This window comes from Micromonospora sp. NPDC049203 (genome assembly GCF_043197215.1).
Lineage (GTDB): Bacteria > Actinomycetota > Actinomycetes > Mycobacteriales > Micromonosporaceae > Micromonospora.
The window spans coordinates 956,151-974,003 of the sequence record NZ_JBICSV010000002.1; the positions used below are offsets into that span (position 1 = coordinate 956,151).

The window sequence follows — 17,853 nt, forward strand, 5'->3', positions numbered from 1 at the left end:
GGCTGTGACCAAGGTCAAGGACCTCCGGCCCTGCCCAGGTAGTACCCGGTGCGACACCGTTGACCTGTGCTTCACGACGGCGAAACGTGTGCCCGGAAGCATCGTCGTCGGGCACACTCGACGCCGGCGGCTGCCGACCGTCGCAAACGATCTCGTGTGGGGTGACCATGAACGCCAACGGGCCGACCCAGGGCATCGGCTTGACCACCATCTCCCGTACCGTCGCCTCCCTCGCCGTCGGCGTGGTGGACACGCTGGAGCGCGCGGTGGCCGGGGACGGCCGGACGCGTACCGCCCGGGGCAACGCCTGGGAGGCGGTGTGCGCCGACCGGGCCCGCGCCGAGCAGCGCCGCGAGCTGGAGCGGCTGGTGGCCGAGCTGACCGCCGCGCGCGCCGCGGCCCGGAGGCGCCGCGACGCGCGCGAGGCGCAGCCGGTCAGCTGACCGTCGGGTCCTCGCCCCGGTCCAGCGCGTCCCACGCGTCCCGGGTGCCGCGCTCGACCGCTGGCCGGCCGGGCTCGTCCGCCGGAGCGGGCCGCCGCTCGTACCGGGCGCCCATCGCCGGCCAGCCGTCGCCGCGCAGCGCGGTGAACGCGCCGCCGGCCGCCAGGGCGAGGCCGCCGGCCAGCACAAGTGCCGGCCACTGCCGGCTCACCCCGCCCTCGGTCAGGCCGATCCCGCCGCCGACCGCCACGGCCACGCCGATGCCGGCCAGCAGCACCCCCAGCAGGCGGCGCAGCCGTCCCCGGGTGGCGAGCACCGCGCCACCACCTGCCAGCCCCACGTAGGTCAGCGCCAGCACCCACGGCAGCAGCTCCGTACCGGTGCGCTCGGCCCGCCCGGACGGCAGCGACCCCCGGGCGGTCACCTCCACCGCCCAGGTCCGGGTCACCGCCCAGCAGGCCAGGCCGGCGCCGGCCAGGCAGAGCAGCACCGCGTACGCCAGTTCGCGCCGGCCGCGGGCCGGTGGCGCGGTGGCGCCGGGCGCGCTCACCGGGCCGCCCGCAGCGTCTCGGCGGCCGCGATGGCGGCGAGCACGGCGGCGGCCTTGCTGCGCGTCTCCCGGTCCTCGGCGGCGGGGTCGGAATCGGCCACGATGCCGGCCCCGGCCTGGACGTAGGCGCGGCCGTCGCGGATCAGCGCGGTACGGATCGCGATGGCCATGTCGAGGTCGCCGCCGAAGGCGAAGTAGCCGACGGTGCCGCCGTAGACACCGCGCCGGACCGGCTCCAGCTCCTCGATGATCTCCATGGCACGCACCTTGGGCGCCCCGCTGAGCGTCCCGGCGGGGAACGTCGCGGCCAGCGCGTCGAACGCGGTGCGGTCGTCGCGCAGCTCGCCCACGACAGTGGAGACGATGTGCATGACGTGGCTGTAGCGCTCGATGGTGGCGAACTCGGGCACCTCGACGGTGCCCGGCCGGCACACCCGGCCCAGGTCGTTGCGGCCCAGGTCGACGAGCATCACGTGCTCGGCGCGCTCCTTGGGGTCGGCGAGCAGCTCGGCGGCGAGCCGGGCGTCGCCGTCCGGGGAGCCGCCGCGCGGACGGGTGCCGGCGATCGGGTGCAGCAGCGCCCGTCGCCGCCCGTCCGGGCCGGCGCTGACCTTGAGGTGCGCCTCCGGCGACGAGCCGACGATGTCGAAGCCGTCGAAGCGCAGCAGGTACATGTACGGGCTGGGGTTCGTGGTGCGCAGCACCCGGTAGACGTCGAGCGGGTCGGCGTCGGTGGGGCGCTCGAAGCGCTGGCTGAGCACGATCTGGAAGCACTCGCCGGCCCGGATCGCCTCCTTGGCCGTCTCCACCGCCTTCGGGTAGCCGCCCTCGGGGGTACGGCTGACCACCTCGCCGACGCCGGGCCGGCCCACCGTCGAGACCATGGGCGGAATCGGTCGGGACAGCGCTGTGGTCATCGCGTCGAGGCGACCGACGGCGTGGTGGTACGCGGCCTCGACCCGCTCGTCCCGCCCGGGGGTGTCCAGCGGCGGCAGCACCGCGTTGGCGACCAGGATCGCCGAACCCTCGTAGTGGTCAAGGACCACCAGATCGGTCGCGAGCATCATGCCCAGCTCGGGCACGTCCAGCTCGTCCTCGGTCAGCTCGGGCAGGCGCTCGAAGCGGCGGACCAGGTCGTACGCGAGGTAGCCGACCAGGCCGCCGGTCAGCGGCGGCATGTCGCCGGCCGGGTCCCAGGCCGGCCCGGCCAGCGCCGCGACCGACTCGCGCAGCACGGTGACCGGGTCGCCGGAGGTGGGCACGCCGGCCGGCGGGGTGCCGGTCCAGCTCGCCGCGCCGTCGCGCTCGGTGAGCGTGGCGCTGCTGCGTACGCCGATGAACGAGTAGCGCGACCAGGCCGTGCCCGCCGAGCCGACGCCCTGTTCGGCGGACTCCAGCAGGAACGTGCCGGGGCCGCCGGCCAGCTTGCGGTAGACCCCGACCGGTGTTTCCGCGTCGGCGAGCAGCCGCCGGGTCACCGGTACGACCCGCCAGCGGGCGGCCAGGTCGGCGAAGGTGGACCGGTCCGGGTGGACCGTGCCGTCGGTCACGGGGTCGCCTCCGGGGAGCTGACCGGCAGTTCGGTGAAGAAGCAGGTGCGCTGCCCGGTGTGGCAGGCCGCGCCGACCTGTTCCACGCCGACCAGCAGCGCGTCGCCGTCGCAGTCCAGCGCCACCGAGCGCACGTACTGGTGGTTGCCCGAGGTGGCGCCCTTGACCCAGTACTCGCCGCGGCTGCGCGACCAGTAGGTGGCCCGCCCGGTGGTGAGCGTGCGGTGCAGCGCCTCGTCGTCCATCCAGGCGACCATCAGCACCTCGCCCGTGTCGTGGGCGCGGACCACGGCGGCGACCAGGCCGTCCGGGGTGCGGCGGAGCTTCGCGGCGATGGCCGGGTCGAGCCGGGACGGGCGGGCCGGTCCGGGAGTGGGGGCGCCGGTCAGCGGCGCGTCAGGAGCGGGCACGGTTGACCATTCTCCCGCACGCGGCCCGGGCCGCGCCGACGTGTCCCGGGAGACGGGCGGCTCGCGCCTCCGGCGGGGCGTTCAGCCGGATTCCTCCTCCGCCCGGCGGTACGCGTCGATCTTGTATTCGAGAACCTTCAGGTCCTCCTCCAGCTCGGCCATCCGGGCCAGCACCCGGGCCCGGTGCGCCTCGAACAGCGCCCGCCGCGCGCCGAGCGTGCTGTCCCCGTGCCGGGCCAGTTCGGCGTAGCGGCGCATGTCGCGCACCGGCATCCCGGTGCGCCGCAGCCGGGTGAGCAGGAACAGCCAGTTGACGTCGGACTCGGTGTAGCGCCGGCGGCCGGACGAGTCCCGCCCGACGCGGCCCACCAGGCCCTCCTGCTCGTACCAGCGCAGCGTGTAGGTGGTCAGGCCGACCCGTTCCGCCGCCTCACCCACGGTGAGGCTCATCTCCCGCGTGCTGATGTCCACGCCCTTCAGGCTTCCAGTTCGAGCGCACTCGAAGTCAAGTCCCTCATTGCCAGGGACGGGGAATTCACCTACCGTTGAGTTCAACGGGTGATGAATTGACGGAGGCGAGCATGGACGACACGGTGTCGGTCCGCGAGCTGGTGGTCGACCGGGGCGGACGGCGGGTGCTGCACGGCATCACCTGCGCGGTGCCCCGGGGCAGCGTCACCGGACTGCTCGGGCCCAGCGGCAGCGGCAAGACCACGCTGATGCGCGCGGTGGTCGGCGTGCAGACGATCGGCACCGGCGCCGTCGACGTGCTCGGCCGCCCGGCCGGCTCGGCCGACCTGCGCCGCCGGGTGGGTTACCTGACCCAGGCGCCGAGCGTCTACGCCGACCTGACGGTGCGGGAGAACGCCCGCTACTTCGCGGTGCTCCAGGGCCGGGGCCGCGCCGAGGCCGACCGCGCGGTCGCCGACGTCGGCCTGGCGACCGCCGCCGACCAGCTCGTCGGCACGCTCTCCGGCGGCCAGCGCAGCCGCGCCTCGCTGGCCTGCGCGCTCGTCGGCGAACCGGAGCTTGTCGTCCTCGACGAACCCACAGTGGGCCAGGACCCGGTGCTGCGGGCCGACCTGTGGGCCCGGTTCCACGCCATGGCCGCGAACGGCACCACGCTGCTGGTCTCCAGCCACGTGATGGACGAGGCCGCCCGCTGCGACCGGCTGCTGCTGATCCGCGAGGGCCGGCTGATCGCCGACGACACCCCGGCGGCGGTCCGCGCCACCACCGGGACCGACGACCTGGAGGAGGCGTTCCTGCGCCTGATCCGCGACGCCGAGGGAGAGGCGCGATGAACGGACGCATCCTGGCCGCCACCACCGGGCGCATCCTGCGCCAGCTCCGGCACGACCGGCGGACCGTGGCGCTGCTCGTGGTGGTGCCGTCGGTGCTGCTCACGCTCGTCTACTTCATGTACGTCGACCAGCCCGCCCCGCCCGGCGCGCCCAGCACGTTCGACCGGGTGGCCCTGATCATGCTGGGCTTCTTCCCGTTCATCATCATGTTCCTGGTGACAAGCATCGCCATGCTGCGCGAGCGCACCACCGGCACGCTGGAGCGCCTGCTCACCACGCCGCTGGGAAAGCTCGACCTGCTCTTCGGGTACGGCATCGCGTTCGGCCTGGCCGGGGTGCTCCAGTCCACAGTGGCATCGGTGGTCGCGTACCGGGTGTTCGGCCTGGAGACCGCGGGCAGCGCGTGGCTGGTCGTGCTGATCGCCGGGGTGAACGCGGTCCTGGCGGTGGCGCTCGGCCTGTTCTGCTCGGCGTTCGCCCGCACCGAGTTCCAGGCGGTCCAGTTCATGCCGGTGGTGGTGGCCCCGCAGCTGCTGTTGTGCGGCCTGTTCGTGCCGCGCGGCGAGATGGCCGGCTGGCTCCAGGCGGTCAGCGACGCGCTGCCGCTGTCGTACGCGGTCGAGGCGTTGCAGGAGGTCGGCGCGCACGCCGAGCCGACCGGGACGATGTGGCGGGACGTGGCGATCGTGGCCGGGGCGGCGGTGGCGGCGCTGGTGCTTGCCGCCGCGACGCTGCGCCGGCGCAGCGGGTGAACGCGCGGCGCACCGGGCGGCGGCCCGGCAACCCGGACACCCGCGAGGCCATCCTCACCGCGGCGCGGGAGGCCTTCGCCGAGCGCGGCTTCGACGCCACGTCGATCCGGGCCGTCGCCACCGCGTCCGGCGTGGACCCGGCGCTCGTGCACCACTACTTCGGCGGCAAGGAGGAGCTGTTCCGGGCCGCGACGGCGTTCCCGGCCGACCCGGGGCGGCTGCTGCCTGTGGTGCTCGACGGCAGCCCGGAAGCGGTGGGCGAGCGGATGGTCCGGGTGTTCCTGGAGGTCTGGGACTCCCCCGCCGGCACCGCCGGGGTGGCGCTGCTGCGTTCGGCGGTGAGCAACGACTGGACCGCCCGGCTGCTGCGCGAGTTCCTGGTCACGCAGGTGCTGCGCCGGGTGCTCGACCATCTCGACGTCGACCCGGCGCAGCGCGCGCTGCGCGGCGGGCTGGTCGCCACCCAGCTCGCCGGGCTGGCCATGATGCGGTACGTGCTCCGCCTCGACGCGGTGGCCGGCGCCGAGCCGGCGACGCTGGTGGCCGCCGTCGGCCCGACGGTCCAGCGTTACCTCACCGGCGACATCGCCTGAGCCGCCCCCGTGCCGTGCGGCGCCGACGGCCGGTCCGGCCGGCTCAGGCCGCGGCCCGGGGGCAGAGCATCGGGTGGAGCAGGCGGGACAGCTCCGCCACGTCGGCGACGGGCCGGGCAAAGGCGAGCCGGGCCCGCCGGGTCGCCCCGGGCCGCCCGTGCGCGACCACCAGCCCGTACCTGTCGATCCGGACCACCCGGGGCGTGCGGTCGCCGGTCAGGGCCAGCCGCCGCCGCAGGTAGTCGCCGACCTGTTCGCCGTGGTGATCGGTCAGGTCGGCCAGCAGCTCGGCCTCGACCGGGTGCAGCGGGTCCGGTTCGGCCTCCGCGTACGCCTCGGGGTCGATCCGGCGCACGCGCCCGGCGCGTTCCCAGCGGGCCTCGGCCACCTCGAATCGGTGCAGGTGGAACCGGCTGCCCACGTCGAGCAGGTCACCGACCGGGTCGGTGGTGGCGAAGTCGACCGCCGCGTCGCGCGCCTCGTCCCCGTCCAGCCGCGTCGCCCAGCCGGACACCCAGGCCCGGCCGAGCGAGGGCGCCCCGGCGGCGGGCGGCAGGTCGAGCACGTCGAGCACGGTGGCCACGTCGGTGTCACCGGACAGCGGCACGAGCGCCGCGGCGAGGTCACTGACGACGGGCACGAGCAGTAGGACCCGCCCGTCGGCGTCGACGGCGTGCCGGGCCTGGTGCGGGCCGGGCTGCCGGGCCAGGTGGATGAGGGCGGGCAACCGGCCCGCGACCAGGGTTCGCACGATCTCCGCCGGGCTGGGTCGCATGATCCCGACCTCCTCAACATAGGTTAGGCTTGCCTAAGTAGAAGGCTAGACGATCGGAGACCTCCGCGTGAACCACCCCCGGCCCAAGGCCCGGCTCTCCCGCGCCCTCGGCATTCCGCTGACCCGCAAGTGCGTGCGGTACTTCGAGCGACGCCCCTACCCGCCGGGTGTGCACGGCCGCTCCCGCCGCACCACCTCCGACTACCAGGTACGGCTGCTGGAGAAGCAGCGGCTGCGCCACCAGTACAACGTCAGCGAGGCCCAGCTCCGCCGGCTGTTCGACGAGGCGGCCCGGGGCGCCGGCAAGACCGGCGAGACGCTCGTCGCGCTTCTGGAGCGGCGCCTCGACGCGGTGGTGCTGCGGGCCGGGCTCGCGCGCAGCGTCTACCAGGCCCGCCAGCTCGTCGCACACGGCCACATCACCGTCGACGGGCGCAAGGTCGACCGGCCGTCGTACCGGCTGCGGCCCGGCCAGGTGGTCGGCGTACGCGAGCGCAGCCGCGCGCTGCCGCCGTTCCAGCTCGCCGCCACCGGTGCGCACGCCGACGCGCAGCCCCGGCCGTACCTGTCGGCGCAGCCGGCCGAGCTGCGCGCCACGCTGGTGCGCGAACCGGCCCGGCACGAGGTGCCGGTGGTCTGCGACGAGCAGCTCGTGGTGGAGTTCTACTCCCGCTGACCGCCGCTCCCGAGCAGACCCGCCAGGATCAGCGGGTCTGCTCCAACCCTGGTGGACCCGCCAGAATCAGCGGGTCTGCTCCAACCAGGACGCGTACAACAGCGCGTACACCGAGTCCGGGTCGCGGACCAGCTCCTCGTGCGGGCCGCGCTGCACGATCCGGCCCCGGTCCACCACGATCACCTCGTCGGCGGCCTGCGCGGTGGACAGCCGGTGCGCGATGGCGAGCGTGGTCCGGCCCCGGGTCACCGCGTCCAGCGTCCGCTGCAGGCGGACCTCGGTGGCCGGGTCGACCGCGCTCGTCGCCTCGTCCAGCACCAGCAGGTCCGGGTCCGCGACGTACGCCCGGGCCAGCGCCACGAGCTGCCGCTCGCCGACGCTCAGCGCCTCCCCGCGCTCGCCGACCGGCGTGTCCAGCCCGGACGGCAGCCCGTCCAGCCAGTCCGACAGGCCCAGCTCGGCGAAGGCGGCGGTGAGCCGCTCGTCGGTCAGGTCCGGGCGGGCGAAGCGGACGTTCTCCCCGACCGTGGCGTCGAACAGGAAACCGTCCTGCGGCACCATCACCACCCGGGAACGCAGCGAGTCGAAGCGCACCTGACGCAGGTCCACCCCGGACAGCAGCACCGCCCCCTCGGTCGGGTCCATCAGCCGGGTGAGCAGCTTGGCGAACGTGGTCTTGCCGCTTCCGGTCTCGCCCACCACCGCCACCCGGCTCTTCGCCGGGATGTCGAGCGTCACGCCGTGCAGCACCGGCGGCCCCCCGGGATAGGCGAACGTCACACCGGCGAACCGGGCGTCCAGCGGCCCGGGCGGCAGCTTCCGGCCCTGCTCGCCCGGGTCTGCCACGTCCGGCGAGACGTCCAGCACGTCGAGCACCCGGCGCCAGCCGGCGATCGCGTTCTGCGCCTCGTTCAACACCTCGGTGGCGATCTGCACCGGCTGGATGAACAGCGTGACCAGGAACAGGAACGCGGTGAGCTGGCCGACAGTGAGCGTGCCGTCCACGCCGAGGCTGACCCCGACCACCACCACGCCGGCCAGCGCCAGCCCGGCGGCCAGCTCCCCCACCGAACTGCCCATGATGCTGATCCGGATCGCCCGCTGCTGGGCCACCCGCTGCCCGTCGATGGCCGTGTCCAGCCGCCGCGCGGTGCGCCCGGCGATGCCGTACGCCCGGATCACCGGCGCGCCCACCACGCTCTCGCCGATCGCGCCGAGCAGCGTGCCGGTGCGCTGCCGCACCAGCCCGTACGCTCCGGCGAGGCGGCGCTGCAACTGCCGGATCACCAGCACCGCGGGCGCGAACGCGACGAGCACCACGAGCGTCAACTGCCAGGAGTACGCGAGCATCACGGCGGTGGTCACCAGCAACTGACCCAGGTTGACGATCAGGATCACGCCGCCCCACTGGAGGAACTGGGTGATCTGGTCGACGTCGCTGGTGACCCGGGAGACCAGCGAACCGCGCCGCTCGGACTGCTGGTGCAGCATGGACAGGTCGTGCACGTGCCGGAACGCCCGGGTACGCACCCCGGCCAGCGCGGTCTCGCTCACCGTGAACAACCGGCGCATCATCAGGTAGCCGCACGCGGTGGTGAGCACCAGCACCCCGGCGGTGATCGCCACGGTGAGCGAGATGACGTTCAGGTCGAGGCCGCCGACGATGCCGTGGTCGATACCGCGCTGCACCGCCACCGGCACCGCGACCCGGCCGACCATGTAGACCAGCGCCAGCGCCAGCGTGCCGGCCAGGCCGGTACGCAGCTCCGGGGAGAGCGCCAGCCCGCGCCGCAGCGTCCGCCAGGTCGACTCGGCGGCCTCGGTGTTCCGGTCCGCCTCCGCCGTCGTCGCGCTCACCGGTCCACCTCCAGGCCCGAGGTCAACGGGGTGACCTCGTCGTACGTCCGATTCTGCTCGCGTTCCTGCTCGGCCTGCTCGTACGCGGTGACCAGGTCGGCGTACCCGGGCACGGTGGCCAGCAGCTCGGTGTGGGTGCCGCGCGCCACCACCCGGCCCTGCTCCACGTAGATCACCTCGTCGGCGAGGGCGATGGTGGCCCGGCGGTACGCCACCACCAGGATGGACGCCGGGGCGCCGCCGTCGGCCGGGGCGCGCAGACCGGCCAGGATGGCCGCCTCGACCCGTGGGTCGACGGCGCTCGTGGCGTCGTCGAGCACCAGCAGCCGGGGTCGCCCGGCGAGCGCCCGGGCCAGCGTCAGCCGTTGGCGCTGCCCGCCGGACAGCGACGTGCCCCGCTCGCCGACCATGGTGTCCAGCCCGTCCGGCAGCGCCGCCACGAAGCCGTCCGCCTCGGCCAGCCGCAGCGCCGCCCACACCTCGTCGTCGCCGATGCCGGCCCGGTCCAGCGCGATGTTGGCCCGGACCGTGTCGTCGAAGACGAACGGCACCTGCGCCACGAGCGCCACCGTCTCGGCCAGCGACGCGGCGGTCAGCTCCCGCACGTTTACGCCGTCCAGCATGACCCGCCCGGCGCCCGGGTCGACCAGGCGCACGGCCAGCGAGGTGATCGTGGACTTGCCCGCGCCGGTGGGGCCGACCAGGGCGACCGTCTTCCCGGCCGGCACGGTGAACGTCACCTCGCCGAGCACCTGGGCGCCGGGCAGGTGCGCCTCGGCCGGCTCGTACGCGAAGTGCACGTCGTCGAAGGCGAGGGTGGCCGGCTCCCGGGTGGACCGGTCGAGCGTCCTCGTGCCGTACGGCATCTCGCCGGTCGCGTCCAGCACCCGGCGGACCCGGTCCCATCCCGCGACGCTGCGCGGCAGCTCGGCCAGCACCCAGCCGATGGCACGGACCGGGAAGGCCAGCACGGTGAACAGGAACGCGACGCTGACCAGCTCGGTCACCGTGAGCGCGCCCTGCCGCAGCCGCAGCGCGCCGACCACCAGGACGGCGAGCGTGCCGAGGCTGGGCAGCGTCTCCAGCATCGGGTCGAACACGCCCCGCAGCCGGCCGACCGAGATCAGCGCGTCGCGCAGCTCGCCGGCGCGGGAGGCGAAGCGGGCCGTCTCCTGTGCCTCGCGGCCCATCGTCTTGACCACCAGAGCGCCGTCGAAGCTCTCGTGCGCGATGCCGCTGACCTCGGCCCGCAGCCGCTGCGCCCGGGCCTGGCGGGGTGCCATCCGGCGGGAGTAGACCACGTTGAGCGCGAACAGCGCGGGGAACACCGCGAGGCCGACCAGAGCCAGCGCCCAGTCGGTGAAGAACAGCGAGACCACCGCGCCGACGAGCATCACCAGCGTGCCGACCGCGAACGGCAGCGGCGCGATCGGGTACCAGGCCGCCTCCACGTCGGAGTTGGCGTTCGAGAGCAGCGTGCCGGTGGAGTTGCGGTGGTGCCAGGAAAGCGGCAGTTCCAGGTAGCGGCGGGTGACCCGGCGGCGGTAGGCGGCCTGGAGCCGGTACTGCATGTAGCCGGCGCCGAGGCGGCGGCCGAAGATGCCGACGACCCGCAGCACGCTGATGCCGAACAGCGCGGCGGCGGCGAGCGCCAGCCCTCCGCCGGCCACCTCGCCGCGCTCCACGGCCGGCACGACCACCTCGCCGACCACCGCGCCGACGACGTACGCGCTGGCGATCACCAGGAGGCCGAACAGCACGCTGCCGCTGACCGCGACCGCGAAGATCCGCGGCTGTTCCCGGATGGCCCGGCCGAGCACCCGTAGCCCTCTGCCGAGCACGTCCCGACTTGTCCCGCTCGCCACGCTGTCCCCCGCCGTAAGCCGCAGTTTTCTCCCCCATCCTTACCGTTCCCCGGCGCTCACGCCGACCCGGCCGGGATATGTCCGCCGTCACGTTCGCACGGAGCTGGGCGGACACCGGCCGGATCGATCGCGCGGCGGGGTCCGGCCGGGCGTGGCGCGCCGATCGGCCGGGACGGGCCTACGATCAGGGGATGCCGCGGTACGCCCGAACGGAGCGCGAGGCGCTCGCCGACCTGATGCTCGAACTGGGACCGGACGCGCCGACCGTCAACGAGGGGTGGACCACCCGTGACCTGGCGGCGCACCTGCTGGTGCGGGAGCGCCGGCCGGACGCGGCCGGCGGGATCCTGCTGCCGCCGCTGCGTGGCTACGGCGAGTCGGTGCGCCGGCGGATCGCCGCCGGGCCGTACGCCGACCTGATCGCCCGGGTACGCCGCCCCCCGGTGTGGAGCCCGGTGAGCAACCCCCTCACCGACGAGCTCGCCAACGGGATGGAGTTCTTCATCCACCACGAGGACGTGCGACGGGCCCGGCCCGGCTGGCACCCGCGCGAGCTGCCGGCCGGGCAGCAGGCGGTGCTGTGGAAGCGGGCGTCCCTGCTGGCCCGGATGGCGCTGCGGCGGTTCCCGGCCGAGGTCCTGGTGCAGGCGCCGGGGCACGGCGAACTGCGGGCCGGCGGTGGCGGCGAACGACTGCGGGTGGTGGGCGCGCCGGGTGAGCTGGTGCTGTTCCTCACCGGGCGGCAGCGGGTGGCCCGGGTGCAGGTGGACGGCCCGGCCGAGAGCGCCGAGCGTCTGCGTACCGCCGCACTGGGCCTGTGACCGACGAGCGGTGACCGCTCGCCCGCCGGCTGTCGGAGGTGGACGCCGGGAGATCGACGCCTGTCAGCGCGACGCCGCGCCCGGGCCACCGGCGACCGGTTCCGTGCCGCCCGGCCGGCACGCCTGAGCCGGTTCCAGCAGGCGGGACCGGTGGCTACGCGGCCGATCAGGGCTAGCCGCTGGCCGGGTGCAGGCAATACCCTTCGGTAACCGCAGACCGACGTGACCCCCGTCACGTCCCTCCACCCCTGAAGGCGGCTACAGCGATGGCTCTCGATGTACCGTACCGTTCCGTACCGGACATGTTCCTCAAGCGCGTGGCGGACTCCCCCGACCGGCACGCCTTCGCCCACCCCGCACCCGACGACTCGGGCCCGGTCTGGCTGACGTGGGAGCAGGTCGGGCAGCGCGCCAAGGCGATAGCCGCCGGGCTGCACGGGCTCGGTGTCGGCCTGGAGAACCCGGTGGCGATTCTGGCCAACACGCGCCTGGACTGGGTGCTCGCCGACTTCGGCATCATGTGCGCCGGTGGTGCCACCACCACCGTCTACCCCACCACCGAGCCCGAGGACGCGGTCTACATCATCGCCGACTCCGGCTCGAAGGTGCTGTTCGCGGAGAACCAGGCGCAGGCGGCGAAGATCGCCGGGGCGGACCTGCCCGCGTTGACCCACGTGGTGCTCTTCGACGGCACCCCCGACCCGGCGGCGGCCGTCCCGCAGCTCACCCTGGCCGAGCTGGAGGAGCGCGGCGCCGCGGCGCTGAGCGCCGAGCCGGACCTGATCGACACGCTCGTCGCCGGCATCGGCCCGGACCACCTGGCCACTCTCATCTACACGTCGGGCACCACCGGCCGCCCGAAGGGCGTTGAGCTGCTGCACGGCGGCTGGTGCTGGGAGGGCGTGGCGCAGGCCGACCTGGGCCTGCTGCGCGTCGACGACCTGCAATACCTGTGGCTGCCGCTGTCGCACTCGTTCGGCAAGACGCTTCTCTGCGGCGCCACCCACGTCGGCCTGCCCACCTACGTCGACGGCCGGGTGGACAAGCTCGTCGACCTGCTCGGCGTGGTGCAGCCGACGCTCATGTGCGGTGCGCCCCGGGTCTTCGAGAAGGTCTACAACAAGGCGGTCACTACCGCGCAGGGCGCCGGTGGCGCCAAGGCCAAGATCTTCGCCTGGGGCGTCGCGGTGGGCAAGGAGAAGGTCGCGCTGGAGCAGGCCGGCAAGCCGGTCCCGGCCGGGCTGCGGATGAAGTACGCGCTCGCCGAGAAGCTCGTGTTCAGCAAGCTCCAGGCACGGCTCGGCGGCCGGATGCGGGTGCTGGTCTCCGGCGCGGCACCGCTGAGCAAGGAGATCGCCACCTTCTTCGCCGCCGCCAACCTGCCCATCTCCGAGGGCTACGGACTGACCGAGACCAGCGCCGGCGCGTTCGTGAACCCGCCCGACGGGCTGAAGATCGGCAGCGTGGGCCGGGCCATGGGCGACCTGGAGTGCCGGATCGACACCGACGGTGAGGTCCTGCTGCGCGGCAAGCCGGTCATGCGCGGCTACCACAACCTGCCGGAGGAGACCGCCGCCGCGTTCACCGATGACGGCTTCTTCCGCACCGGCGACATCGGCACGCTCGACGCCGACGGCTACCTGCGCATCACCGACCGGAAGAAGGACCTGGTCAAGACGTCCGGTGGCAAGTACGTCGCGCCGTCGCACATCGAGGGCATGTTCAAGGCGGTGTGCCCGTACACCTCGCAGGCGGTGGTGATCGGGCAGGCCCGCAACTACTGCACCATGCTCGTCACGCTCGACCCGGACGCGATCAAGGGCTGGGCCGCCGGCACCCCGCTCGAGGGCAGCGACTACACCACGATCGTCACCTCGCCGCAGGCGCGGGAGATGATCGAGGGATACGTGGCCGAGCTGAACGCCAAGCTCAACCGCTGGGAGACGATCAAGAAGGTGACGATCCTTCCCCGCGACCTCACCATCGAGGACGGCGAGGTCACGCCGTCGCTGAAGATCAAGCGCCGCAGTGTGGAGACGAACTTCGCCTTCGAGATCGACAAGATGTACGAGGGGACGCTCGCCGAGCTGTAGTCCGCACCGCGCCGGCCGTGCCCCACCGTCCCGGGGCACGGCCGCGTGCGTTCTCAGAGGTGCCCCTCCCGCCACCGGCTCTGCTCGGCCTCGGCGGCGATCTGCTCCTCCAGCGCGAGCCGGCGTACCCGGCGCCGGCGGTCGTCCTTTCCCCGGGTCTCCCAGGCGACGCCGGCGCAGGTGAGCACCGCCAGCGCGGCGAGCGCGTTCAGCTCGTGGAGCCGGGCGACGGCCGGGACGGCTGCGGCGAGCACCAGCACCGTCACCAGCAGCGGCGTCCGTGCCCGGCGCTCCGCCAGCCACCAGCACCCGGCGAGGCTGAGCAGGTAGATCCCGACGCCGCCGAACAGGACCCCGGCCCAGAGGACCCCCAGCTCCGGACCCCACGCGGGCGTCGTCGGTGAGGCGGCCTCGGCCAGCAGATCCTTGAGGCCGAGGGCGAAGAAGATGATCCCGGCGACCATCGGCAGGTGCAGGAACGTGTAGACGGTGCGGGCCAGCCGCAGCCGTGCGGCGGGGTCCCGGGCCTGGTGCAGGGCCTGTTCCAGCGCGAACCTCAGCGTGTCGAAGTACGCCCACCACAGCGCCGCCACGATCACCACGCCGAGCAACGCGGCGACCGCCACCGGGCCGGTGAGCGGCAGCCCGCGCTTCGGGCCGAGCCCGAGCGCGATGAGCGACTCGCCGAGCGCGACGAGCACGATCAGCGCGTGCCGCTCCGCCCAGTGCCCGGCCGAGATCACCACCCACCACTGGCGGGCGAGGATCGCCCCGGCGATGTACTCGACGAGCAGCGCCAGGGTCCAGAGCGCCAGTTGCAGCCCCACCGCGAACCGCCCGTGCGCCAGCCGGCCGGGCAGGGTGCCGGCGACGACCAGCAGCACCGTGGCCACTGTCGGGGCCAGGAAGCGTATCCGCAGTCCCCGGCGCCGGGCCGGGTCGGCGCGGTCGGCCCAGGCGAAGACGGTGAGCTGGGCGGTCCGGATCACGAAGTAGCACGCGGCGAAGACGAGCGGCCCGGGCAGCCAGCCCTCGCGGTTGGTGGCGAACGCGCTGGGTGTGCTGAGCACGAGCAGGAACGTCGCCGCCACGGTGACGACGCCGACCAGCGGCAGCATCCCCTGGTCGGCGCGGAACGCGTTGCCCATCCGGGCGAAGCCGGTCCAGGACCACCAGAGCAGCGCCAGCACCAGCAGGAACCGGTAGAGGTTGACCGGCGTGAACACCGACGCGGTGAGCGTGGTGACGCTCAGGAACGCGAAGACGAAGACCAGGTCGTAGAAGAGCTCCACCGAGGTGGTCCGGGAACCCGGCGCGCTGCGCCGCACCGCCAGCGACCACCGGACCGCGTCCCCGTCTCCCACCCGGGCAGTGTGCGGGCACCGGCCCGCCCTCAGCCGGGGTTCGAGCGGATCACCACCGGATCGGGCGGGCGGTCAGGCGATGACGCTGGGTTCCCGCCACTGCGGGCGGCTGGTCCGGTCCAGGTCGTAACGGACCGCGGCGAGCCGCCCGACCGCCTCCACCAGCTCGGCGGCGGGAAGCGTGAAGGGCAGCCGCAGGAAGCGCTCCAGCGTCCCGTCCAGGCCGAACCGGGGTCCGGGCGCCAGTCGTACGCCGACCTCCTCGGCCGCGCGGGCCAGCGCGCTGGAGATGGGACCGTCCAGCTCGGCCCAGAGCGTGACGCCGCCGCCGGGCACCCGCACCCGCCAGTCGGGCAGCCGGTCGGCGAGCGCCGCGACCAGGGCGTCCCGCTGTGTGACGAGCTGGGCCCGGCGGGCGGCCACGATGGCCGGCGCCTCGGTGAGCAGGTGCACTGCGACGAGCTGGTCGAGCACCGGGCTGGCCATGTCCACCCCGACCCGGGCCGCGGCCAGCCGCTGCACCTGGGGCGCGGAGGCGCGCACCCACCCGATCCGCAGCCCACCCCAGTAGGGCTTGCTCATGCCGCCGATGCTGATCACCCGGGAGTGCCTGTCGAAGACCGCCACCGGGGGCGGCAGCGTGGTGTCGTCGAGCGGCAGGTCGACGAAGGACTCGTCGACCACCAGGTCGGTGCCGGCCGCGTGGGCCGTCCCGACCAGCCGCTCGCGCAGGTCGGCCGCCATCAGGTGGCCGGTCGGGTTCTGGAACTCAGGGATCACGTACGCGAGCTTCGGCCGGGTCTGCCGCAGGCTGCCGAGCAGCAGTTCGGCGTCCCAGCCCTCGTCGGACAGGCCGTGCGTGGCGATCCTGGCCCGCCGGGCGGAGAGCGCGGCCAGCGCGTTGGGGTAGGTGGGCGACTCGACGAGCACCGCGCCGCCGGGCGACAGGGCCAGCCGCAGCACCAGGTCCAGCGCGTGCTGGGTGCCGTTGGTGACCATGATCTGCTCCGGGCTGGTGGGCAGGCCACGCTCGGTGTACCCGCGCGCCACCGCCTCGCGCAGCTCGATGATGCCGGTCGGGTGGTAGCCGGCGCCGCTGAGGTAGCGGGGCAGGTCCTCGGCCGCGGCCCGGGCGGCGGGGACGAGCTGCGGGGGCGCGGACAGCGCGGCCACCCCGAGGTCGATCATGTCGCGGTCGTCGAGCGGCGTCCACAGCCCGGTGCTGGCCACCCGGTGCCCGCCGGGCAGCATGGTCCAGCTGCCCGCGCCCCGGCGGCTGGCCAGGTGGCCGCTCTCCCGCAGTTCCCGGTACGCGGCGGTGACAGTGGTCCGGCTGATCCGCAGCGCCTCGGCCAGTTCCCGCTCGGCCGGCAGGCGTACCCCGAGGGGGAGCCGCCCGTCGGCGAGCAACCCGCGGACGGCGCCGGCGAGCGCGGCGTAGTCGGGGCTGCGCCGACGGCCTGGCAGTGCGTGCCACTGACCGAGGAGTCGCGCCAATTGGACGCCGCGCACCTGGCTGGTCATGGCCACACCCCCGAAATTGGCACCCTCGACAACCACGATTGGCACCTAGGGTGGCATGCATGGCACAGCTTGGCAATCTCCGGCACCGGCCGGTACGACGGCTCGCCCAGCTCTACGCCGGACTGGTCCTCTACGGCCTGAGCATGGCGCTGATGATCCGCTCCGAGCTGGGACTGGACCCGTGGGACGTGTTCCACCAGGGACTCGCCCGGCAGACCGGCCTGTCCTTCGGGACCGTCACCATCGCGGTCGGCGCCCTCGTGCTCGTCCTCTGGATCCCGCTGCGGCAGCGACCCGGCCTCGGCACGGTCAGCAACGTCGTGGTGATCGGCCTGGTCGTCGACGCCGCCCTGGCCGTGCTGCCGGCCGGCGACGGCCTGCCGGCCCGCGTCGCGCTGCTCGTCGCCGGGATCGTCGCCAACGGCGCCGCCACCGGGCTCTACCTGGGCACCGGGCTCGGCCCCGGCCCACGCGACGGGCTGATGACCGGCTTCGTCGCCCGCCACCCCCGCTTCTCGGTCCGGCTGGTCCGCACCGTCATCGAGGTCACCGTGCTGGCGCTCGGCTGGCTGCTCGGCGGCACCGTCGGTCTCGGCACCGTGGCGTACGCGCTGACCATCGGCTCGCTGGCCCAGTTCTTCATCCCGGTCTTCGCGCTGCCGCCACGCCCGGCGGCCGGTGCTTACGCTACGTGATCATCACCGGGCCGACCGCCACGGTCCGGGACGCCGCGCAACGCGTTGAGCTGCGGCGACACACAAGCGGGAAACCAGGTGTTTCCTCCGCCGTCGCGGCCGGGCATCATTCCTGCATGGGGGAGAACGGATGGCGTTGGAGCGACGCCTGGATCTTCGTCGCGCTTGTCATCGCCAGTGGCGCCGGCCGGCACCGGCGGGCCGCCGCGACACGCCGGCCGGAGGGTGTCCGCCTGGCCGACGTCCTCTCCACCGCCGACCACCTCAACCAGGCCATCCCCGAACGGCACGAGGTGGAGGGCGCGGTCCGGCGGCTGGTCGGCGCGGGTCTGGTCAGCGTCGCCGACGGCTGGTTCCGGGTCACCCCCGACGGTGAGCGGCTCTGGCGCACCCGCCCCAGCGCCGGGCTCGGCACCACAGTGGACACGGTGCAGGGCGTGCTGACCCGGCGGCACCCGCCCGCCGAGAGCGAGTGGCACCTCGACGAGAACGACCACGCCGCCGCCGTGCAGGAGTACGTGGTCCGGTCGATCCCGATGCCGCGCCGCTCCCCCGAGGGGCACCCCGGCCGGCAGTGACCC

Annotated in this window: 18 protein-coding genes; 9 read left to right on the top strand and 9 right to left on the bottom strand. The window is 74.2% G+C overall.

The window, feature by feature from the left end; genetic code table 11:
• The first annotated feature begins 167 nt into the window (after nt 1-167).
• Nucleotides 168-443: a hypothetical protein gene (locus tag ACGFIA_RS08705; protein WP_357381168.1), complete on the top strand. Its 276-nt coding sequence runs from the start codon at nt 168-170 to the stop codon at nt 441-443.
• Here the strand turns inward: ACGFIA_RS08705 and ACGFIA_RS08710 are convergent.
• The 4 genes from ACGFIA_RS08710 to ACGFIA_RS08725 all read right to left on the bottom strand — a co-directional run bounded on the left by ACGFIA_RS08710 (nt 436) and on the right by ACGFIA_RS08725 (nt 3,424).
• Entirely contained in the window at nt 436-993 is a 558-nt protein-coding gene (locus ACGFIA_RS08710) for a Trp biosynthesis-associated membrane protein (protein ID WP_357380868.1), read from the bottom strand. The two genes, ACGFIA_RS08705 and ACGFIA_RS08710, sit on opposite strands and share 8 nt — an antisense overlap.
• Nucleotides 990-2,543 (bottom strand): anthranilate synthase component I, encoded by a 1,554-nt coding sequence (locus tag ACGFIA_RS08715; RefSeq protein WP_357380866.1) that lies wholly within the window; start codon nt 2,541-2,543, stop codon nt 990-992. The genes ACGFIA_RS08710 and ACGFIA_RS08715 overlap by 4 nt, the downstream gene beginning before the upstream one ends.
• Nucleotides 2,540-2,953: a phosphoribosyl-AMP cyclohydrolase gene (hisI, locus tag ACGFIA_RS08720; RefSeq protein ID WP_357380864.1), complete on the bottom strand. Its 414-nt coding sequence runs from the start codon at nt 2,951-2,953 to the stop codon at nt 2,540-2,542. The genes ACGFIA_RS08715 and hisI overlap by 4 nt, the downstream gene beginning before the upstream one ends.
• A gap of 81 nt (nt 2,954-3,034) precedes the next feature.
• A complete protein-coding gene (locus ACGFIA_RS08725) occupies nt 3,035-3,424 on the bottom strand; it encodes a MerR family transcriptional regulator (RefSeq protein ID WP_051611426.1) in 390 nt (129 codons plus the stop codon).
• A 110-nt stretch (nt 3,425-3,534) separates the two neighbouring features.
• On the opposite strand from ACGFIA_RS08725, the gene ACGFIA_RS08730 reads away from it, so the two are divergent.
• Genes ACGFIA_RS08730 through ACGFIA_RS08740 form a run of 3 tightly spaced genes read left to right on the top strand, consistent with a single transcriptional unit; the run spans nt 3,535 to nt 5,602 of the window.
• Nucleotides 3,535-4,257, top strand: a complete 723-nt coding sequence (locus ACGFIA_RS08730) for an ABC transporter ATP-binding protein (protein ID WP_393259270.1) — start codon at nt 3,535-3,537, stop codon at nt 4,255-4,257.
• Complete coding sequence (locus ACGFIA_RS08735; RefSeq protein ID WP_357380859.1) at nt 4,254-5,009, top strand: ABC transporter permease; 756 nt, start codon at nt 4,254-4,256, stop codon at nt 5,007-5,009. The genes ACGFIA_RS08730 and ACGFIA_RS08735 overlap by 4 nt, the downstream gene beginning before the upstream one ends.
• Nucleotides 5,006-5,602 carry a TetR family transcriptional regulator gene (locus ACGFIA_RS08740; protein WP_357469518.1) on the top strand — a complete coding sequence of 199 codons (597 nt, stop codon included), beginning with the start codon at nt 5,006-5,008 and terminating at the stop codon, nt 5,600-5,602. The genes ACGFIA_RS08735 and ACGFIA_RS08740 overlap by 4 nt, the downstream gene beginning before the upstream one ends.
• A gap of 43 nt (nt 5,603-5,645) precedes the next feature.
• Here ACGFIA_RS08740 and ACGFIA_RS08745 read toward each other — a convergent pair whose 3' ends face one another.
• Nucleotides 5,646-6,377, bottom strand: coding sequence for a DUF2470 domain-containing protein (locus ACGFIA_RS08745; protein WP_393259273.1), 732 nt, complete (start codon nt 6,375-6,377; stop codon nt 5,646-5,648).
• Between the two features lie 67 nt (nt 6,378-6,444).
• Here ACGFIA_RS08745 and rpsD point away from each other — a divergent pair, with 67 nt between their 5' ends.
• The gene (gene rpsD / locus ACGFIA_RS08750; RefSeq protein WP_357380853.1) at nt 6,445-7,053 is read left to right on the top strand and encodes a 30S ribosomal protein S4; all 609 of its coding nucleotides are present in this window, start codon (nt 6,445-6,447) and stop codon (nt 7,051-7,053) included.
• 66 nt (nt 7,054-7,119) lie between these two features.
• On the opposite strand, the gene ACGFIA_RS08755 is transcribed toward rpsD, so the two are convergent.
• Together ACGFIA_RS08755 and ACGFIA_RS08760 are read right to left on the bottom strand one after the other, a co-directional pair.
• Nucleotides 7,120-8,910, bottom strand: a complete 1,791-nt coding sequence (locus ACGFIA_RS08755; protein ID WP_357380851.1) for an ABC transporter ATP-binding protein — start codon at nt 8,908-8,910, stop codon at nt 7,120-7,122.
• Nucleotides 8,907-10,775, bottom strand: coding sequence for an ABC transporter ATP-binding protein (locus ACGFIA_RS08760; protein WP_393259275.1), 1,869 nt, complete (start codon nt 10,773-10,775; stop codon nt 8,907-8,909). Before ACGFIA_RS08760 ends, ACGFIA_RS08755 begins: the two co-directional genes overlap by 4 nt.
• A 191-nt stretch (nt 10,776-10,966) precedes the next feature.
• On the opposite strand from ACGFIA_RS08760, the gene ACGFIA_RS08765 reads away from it, so the two are divergent.
• On the top strand, nt 10,967-11,596 hold the full coding sequence (locus ACGFIA_RS08765; RefSeq protein WP_357476776.1) for a TIGR03085 family metal-binding protein: 630 nt from the start codon (nt 10,967-10,969) through the stop codon (nt 11,594-11,596).
• A gap of 266 nt (nt 11,597-11,862) precedes the next feature.
• Nucleotides 11,863-13,689 (top strand): AMP-dependent synthetase/ligase, encoded by a 1,827-nt coding sequence (locus ACGFIA_RS08770; protein ID WP_393259277.1) that lies wholly within the window; start codon nt 11,863-11,865, stop codon nt 13,687-13,689.
• 53 nt (nt 13,690-13,742) lie between these two features.
• Here ACGFIA_RS08770 and ACGFIA_RS08775 read toward each other — a convergent pair whose 3' ends face one another.
• Together ACGFIA_RS08775 and ACGFIA_RS08780 are read right to left on the bottom strand one after the other, a co-directional pair.
• A complete protein-coding gene (locus ACGFIA_RS08775) occupies nt 13,743-15,017 on the bottom strand; it encodes a low temperature requirement protein A (RefSeq protein ID WP_393259336.1) in 1,275 nt (424 codons plus the stop codon).
• 108 nt (nt 15,018-15,125) lie between these two features.
• The gene (locus tag ACGFIA_RS08780; RefSeq protein ID WP_357380840.1) at nt 15,126-16,577 is read right to left on the bottom strand and encodes a PLP-dependent aminotransferase family protein; all 1,452 of its coding nucleotides are present in this window, start codon (nt 16,575-16,577) and stop codon (nt 15,126-15,128) included.
• A 59-nt stretch (nt 16,578-16,636) separates the two neighbouring features.
• Between ACGFIA_RS08780 and ACGFIA_RS08785 the strand changes: the two genes are divergently transcribed.
• Nucleotides 16,637-17,272, top strand: a complete 636-nt coding sequence (locus ACGFIA_RS08785) for a YitT family protein (RefSeq protein ID WP_393259279.1) — start codon at nt 16,637-16,639, stop codon at nt 17,270-17,272.
• Between the two features lie 116 nt (nt 17,273-17,388).
• Nucleotides 17,389-17,850, top strand: coding sequence for a hypothetical protein (locus ACGFIA_RS08790; RefSeq protein WP_393259281.1), 462 nt, complete (start codon nt 17,389-17,391; stop codon nt 17,848-17,850).
• Nucleotides 17,851-17,853 lie beyond the last annotated feature (3 nt).

What these genes read in the sequence shown, in the direction of transcription:
- ACGFIA_RS08705 (WP_357381168.1), top strand. Translation starts at nt 168, where the DNA reads ATGAACGCCAACGGGCCGACCCAGGGCATCGGCTTGACCACCATCTCC.
- ACGFIA_RS08730 (WP_393259270.1), top strand. Translation starts at nt 3,535, where the DNA reads ATGGACGACACGGTGTCGGTCCGCGAGCTGGTGGTCGACCGGGGCGGA.
- ACGFIA_RS08735 (WP_357380859.1), top strand. Translation starts at nt 4,254, where the DNA reads ATGAACGGACGCATCCTGGCCGCCACCACCGGGCGCATCCTGCGCCAG.
- ACGFIA_RS08745 (WP_393259273.1), bottom strand. Translation starts at nt 6,377, where the DNA reads ATGCGACCCAGCCCGGCGGAGATCGTGCGAACCCTGGTCGCGGGCCGG.
- ACGFIA_RS08765 (WP_357476776.1), top strand. Translation starts at nt 10,967, where the DNA reads ATGCCGCGGTACGCCCGAACGGAGCGCGAGGCGCTCGCCGACCTGATG.
- ACGFIA_RS08770 (WP_393259277.1), top strand. Translation starts at nt 11,863, where the DNA reads ATGGCTCTCGATGTACCGTACCGTTCCGTACCGGACATGTTCCTCAAG.
- ACGFIA_RS08780 (WP_357380840.1), bottom strand. Translation starts at nt 16,577, where the DNA reads ATGACCAGCCAGGTGCGCGGCGTCCAATTGGCGCGACTCCTCGGTCAG.
- ACGFIA_RS08785 (WP_393259279.1), top strand. Translation starts at nt 16,637, where the DNA reads ATGGCACAGCTTGGCAATCTCCGGCACCGGCCGGTACGACGGCTCGCC.
- ACGFIA_RS08790 (WP_393259281.1), top strand. Translation starts at nt 17,389, where the DNA reads ATGGGGGAGAACGGATGGCGTTGGAGCGACGCCTGGATCTTCGTCGCG.